General features: G+C 64.9%; 5 protein-coding genes. 3 read left to right on the top strand and 2 right to left on the bottom strand.

The features are described from left to right. Positions 1–186, bottom strand: a 186-nt coding sequence (locus EN750_RS20285; RefSeq protein WP_189526340.1) for a helix-turn-helix domain-containing protein, incomplete at its 3' end; no start/stop codon positions are given. A gap of 124 nt (positions 187–310) precedes the next feature. Here EN750_RS20285 and EN750_RS20280 point away from each other — a divergent pair. From EN750_RS20280 to EN750_RS20270, 3 genes are read left to right on the top strand one after another with little or no spacing between them, the layout of a single operon-like run. Then, complete coding sequence (locus tag EN750_RS20280; RefSeq protein WP_127397463.1) at positions 311–1,498, top strand: MFS transporter; 1,188 nt, start codon at positions 311–313, stop codon at positions 1,496–1,498. A 13-nt stretch (positions 1,499–1,511) separates the two neighbouring features. Continuing rightward, positions 1,512–2,789, top strand: a complete 1,278-nt coding sequence (locus EN750_RS20275) for a D-arabinono-1,4-lactone oxidase (RefSeq protein ID WP_127397462.1) — start codon at positions 1,512–1,514, stop codon at positions 2,787–2,789. Next, a complete protein-coding gene (locus EN750_RS20270; RefSeq protein ID WP_127397461.1) occupies positions 2,786–3,928 on the top strand; it encodes an alanine racemase in 1,143 nt (380 codons plus the stop codon). Before EN750_RS20275 ends, EN750_RS20270 begins: the two co-directional genes overlap by 4 nt. 4 nt (positions 3,929–3,932) lie before the next feature. Here the strand turns inward: EN750_RS20270 and EN750_RS20265 are convergent. Then, on the bottom strand, positions 3,933–4,491 hold a 559-nt coding region (locus EN750_RS20265; RefSeq protein WP_145967793.1), incomplete at its 5' end, for a GyrI-like domain-containing protein.

Here is a 4,491-nt window from a genome sequence, read left to right as displayed (position 1 = left end):
ATAGTGGTAGACGGTGGCGATCGGCCCGCCCGCCAGCATGCCGACCTCCTTCATGGTGACGGCGTCAATACCCTTTTCCCCGATCAGCCGCATGGTCGTCGACAGGATCGTGTCGATGCGCTCGCGGCTGCGTTCCTGCTTGGGCCTGCGCCTCGGCTCGGTCGCCATTCTCTTCAATTCCGTCATGCACCGATCTTTCGCACGGCTTCCCAAATTCCGGTTGACAAGAAATATGATCAAGTATCAGTTTCTGAAATACTGACAAGTTGTCAGCTTTTTTGCCGCACGGCAAGGACGTTGGGAGGCGCCTTTGGCTTCGACAGATACCGGCCACGCAGGCAGTGGCGACTGGCTGGTCGGCAATCCGACCGGCTGGCAGCTCGCCTCGGCCCTGTGGATCGGTTCGGTCGGCCTGCTCATCCTCGGCCTACAGCCGGTGCTGCTTGGAGCTCTCTACACCGAAGGCCATGTCAGCGGCGACGAACTGGCGCTGGTCGCCACAGCCGAGATGATCGCTATTGCCATCGGTTCGGCTGTCGTGGCGATGCTGCTTTCGGCGCACCACATGCGCTGGAAAAGTGCCGTCCTTCTGCTGCTGCTGGCGCTGGCCAATGTGTGGACGGCCTATGCCGCGAGCGCCGGCACGCTGATTGCGGCCCGCGCCCTGGCCGGGCTCGCCGAGGGCGGTCTGGTCGCCATCGCCACCGAACTGATCGCCCGCTCGCGGCGCGCCGAGCGCATCGGCGGCTATTTCGTCACCATGCAGACGCTGGCGCAATGCGCGCTCGCCCTGTTGCTGGCGCTCTATGTCATCCCGGCCGCAGGGTCGGCGGGCGGCTTCATCGTTCTTGCCGTCGTCTGCGTCGTGTCGCTGGCGGTCGCCTTCACTGTTCCCGGTGACTATGCCGACCTGCCCAAGGAGGAGAACCTGGTCAATGTGCTGACGCTACCCTCGACGACCGCGCTGCTGTCCGTCTTCTGCTATTTCATGTTCTTCGGCGCGGTCTGGGCCTTTCTGGAACCGCTTGGCGCACAGTATGGCATCGATGGCCGCACCGTCGGCCTGATCGTCTCGGCCAGCCTCGCCGTGCAGGTCCTGGGTGCTATGACGGCCACCGTGTTCGAGGCGCGCATCGATTATCGCCTTGCCATCGCGGCGATCGGCGTCGTCGCGCTTGTCAGCTCGCTGGTTCTTGCCAGTAGCCCTGGCCTGACAACGTTCTGGGTCGCTGCCTTGGCCATGGGCTTTATCCTGCTGTTCATCGTGCCCTACCAGATACGTCTGGCGATCACCGCCGACGAGACGCGGACCGCCGTGCTGCTGGTGCCGGCAGCCCAGCTTTTCGGCCTGGCGATCGGGCCGATCGCAGCGTCGCTGCTCATCGATGGCAAGGATTTCCGGCCAGTTCCGGAATTCGCCGCCGCCAGCGCGGTGGCCAGCGTGGCGCTGCTCGGTCTCTTCGTCCTTGTGTCGCGTCACCGTCGTGCGGTTTCCTGAGCGGGGAGGTGGCATGTCGAACATTTGGAGCAACTGGTCGGGCTTTGTAAGCGCCGAGCCCAAGCTGATAGCCAGCCCCGGCGACGCCGGTGAACTCGGTGATCTCGTCCGGACCGCGCCTGGCCCGGTGCGCGTCGCCGGTGCCGGTCATTCCTTCACGCCGCTGGTGAAATCGCAAGGCACGATCCTGTCCCTGGAGAGGCTGGAAGGGCTGGTCTCGCACGACGCCGAAACACATCGGGCGCGGGTGCGGGCAGGGACCCGGCTCGGCCCGCTGATGCGCATCCTGCAAGGCATTGGCCAGGGCCTGCCCAATATGGGCGACATCGACCGCCAGGCGATCGGCGGCGCGCTGGGTACCGCCACGCATGGCTCGGGACCGACGCTCGGCGCCTATCACACGCAGTTGGAGACGGTGCAGATCGTCGACGGGCTTGGCAAGGTCCGCGACTTCAAGCGGGCAGGGGATCAGGACATGATCCACGCCATGGGCGTCGCGCTCGGCGCTTTTGGCGTGCTCACCGAAGTGACGCTGAACAACATCGCGACCTACCGGTTGCGCCGCCGCAAATATGTGCTGCCGATCACTGAGATGCTGCGCGATTTCGAGGCGATGATGGCCGCGCATCGCTCGGCCGAATTCTACTACATTCCGTTCTCCGGCTATGCGCAGTTCATCGCCAGCGATTTCAGCGACGCCGCACCCACCGCACGGCCGCCGGAAGAGGACGAGGCGGGTTTGAGGACGCTGCGTCGGCTGCGCACCTCACTTGCCTGGCTGCCATCGCTGCGTGGCCGCCTGATCCGTTCGGCGGCCGCCAGATTTCCCGCCGAGGACTACGTGCAGGACTGGCTCAACGTCTATGCCAGCGACCGGCAGACCAAGTTCAACGAGATGGAATATCATTTGCCGTTCGAGGAGGGGCCGAAGGCGCTGGCCGAGATCATCGAGCTGACTGAGAAGCGTTTTCCCGAGGTCTATTTCCCGATGGAGGTGCGCTCGGTCGCGCCGGACCAGTTCTGGCTTTCGCCATTCTACAACAGGCTGACCTGCTCCATCGCCATCCACCATGATGCAGCGAACGATCCGTTGCCGTTCATGCGGGCGGCAGAGCCGATCTTCCGCAGATATGGCGGCAGGCCGCATTGGGGCAAGATGCACAGCCTGAAAGCGGCGGATCTGAAAAAGCTCTATCCGCGCTGGGACGACGCCATGGCGGTGCGCCGCGACGTCGATCCGCAAAACCGCTTCGTCTCGCCCTATATGGCCGGCTTGTTCGGCATCGAATGACGAGCACCTATTTTTCCACCCTCTCGGATGCGCTGAAGGAAGCCGGCATCTTCCAACCCTGCCTGCTGCTCGATCGCGACCGGCTGGACGGCAATATTGCCCTGGTGAAGGGCAGAGTCGATCCCGGGCTGGCGGTACGGCTGGTCGACAAATCGCTCGCGTGCCTGCCGCTGCTTGCGTATATCGGCAAGACGCTTGGCAGTGAGCGCTTCATGACCTTCCACCCGCCGATCAGCGAGGCGGTGCTGAAGGCGTTCCCGGATGCCGATCTGCTCTACGGCAAGCCGATGCCGATCGGTGCGGCGAGGGCGGCGCTGGTGAAAGCCGATACCGACTGGTCGCGCGTCTGCTGGCTGATCGACAGCGAGGAGAGACTGGCGGAATATGGCGCCCTCGCTGGCGAACTCGGCATCGGCCTGCGCATCGCTTTCGAGATCGATGTCGGGCTGCATCGCGGCGGGTTCGCCAATCCTGAGGCCTTGTCGAAGGCGTTGAGCGCGTTGCCGGCTCGGCTGCATTGCGAAGGCGTCATGGCCTACGAGGCGCATGCGCCGCTCATTCCCGGCCTTTTCGGCGGACCGGCAAAGGCATTGGCAAAGGCGTCGGCGCAGGCTGCGGCGTTCGTCGCCTGTCTCGGCGCCGACCAGCGCCGCATCCTGAACATCGGCGGCAGCAAGACCGCGCTGCTTCATCATGGCGGCGCGGCCAATGAGGTGTCGATGGGCTCGGCCTTTGTGCTGCCCAGCGACTTCGATACGCCAGGCCTCGACGGCTTCCAGCCGGCGGCCTTCATCGCCACGCCGATCCTGAAAATGGTCGAGCCGATGCTGCCCGGCCCGCCGGCCGTCACCCGCCTGCTGCAGGCGCTCGGCCGGTTCCCGCGCAAGGGTTGCTACCTCTATGGCGGCAAGTGGATGGCCGAGCCGGTCTTCCCAGAAGGCATGAAGGCGAACGGGCTGCTCGGCCTGTCCTCCAACCAGCAATTCATGGGCTTGCCCGCCGCCGCGACCGCAAAGCCCGGCGACTACGCGTTTCTAAGGCCGACGCAGAGCGAAGCCGTGCTGCAGCAGTTCGGGTCGATCGCGGTGTTTTCCGGCGGCCGGATCGCCGATCGCTGGCCGGCGCTGCCGATGGCCTGACCGACTACGCCTTCACCGGTATCCAGATCTCCAGCCCGCCCTTGCCGCTGCGCGGGTCGAATTCAGGGCCGTAGCGTTCGAATTCCGGCGCATCCGATATCTCGTGCCCGGAGGCCGGCAGCCATTTGTTCCAGATCGTGTTGACCGTCCGGCGGATGGTCGAGATGTGTTCGCGGTGGGCAAAGACCGCATATTTCTGCGCCGGCACCCGCACCCGATAGAAGTCCCTGGGCAGGTCGGAGAAGTCAGACACTTCGACGCCGGCGATGTAGTCGAAATTGCCGGCATCGTCGCCGTTGACGCAGACGCCATAGGCGACGTCGCCGGTCTCGCCCGGAATGTTGCCGATATAGGGGCCGAAGCGCTGCCACTGCATCGGGATGGCGGCGCTGGTTTCGCAGCTGTAGCGTTCGCCGAGGCCGGCGATCAGGAACGGCCGGCTGGTCTCGAAACGCGGCGGTTCGAGATTGGTGAGGAGGGACTGGTCCATCAGGATCGGCTCCACGAGGTCGAGCTTGTCGAGTGTGCCCTGCGCGCGCACCAGTTCCGGCGTGGTGCCGAAC

Origin of the sequence: Mesorhizobium sp. M7A.F.Ca.ET.027.03.2.1 (genome assembly GCF_003999175.1) — a bacterium.
Taxonomy (GTDB): Bacteria; Pseudomonadota; Alphaproteobacteria; order Rhizobiales; family Rhizobiaceae; genus Mesorhizobium.
The sequence above is the reverse complement of the archived record's forward strand: the minus strand, read 5'-3'. Positions and strand labels throughout refer to the sequence as shown.

Excerpts from the sequence above, each read along its gene's own strand:
- EN750_RS20275 (WP_127397462.1), top strand. The coding sequence starts at position 1,512 with ATGTCGAACATTTGGAGCAACTGGTCGGGCTTTGTAAGCGCCGAGCCC.
- EN750_RS20270 (WP_127397461.1), top strand. The coding sequence starts at position 2,786 with ATGACGAGCACCTATTTTTCCACCCTCTCGGATGCGCTGAAGGAAGCC.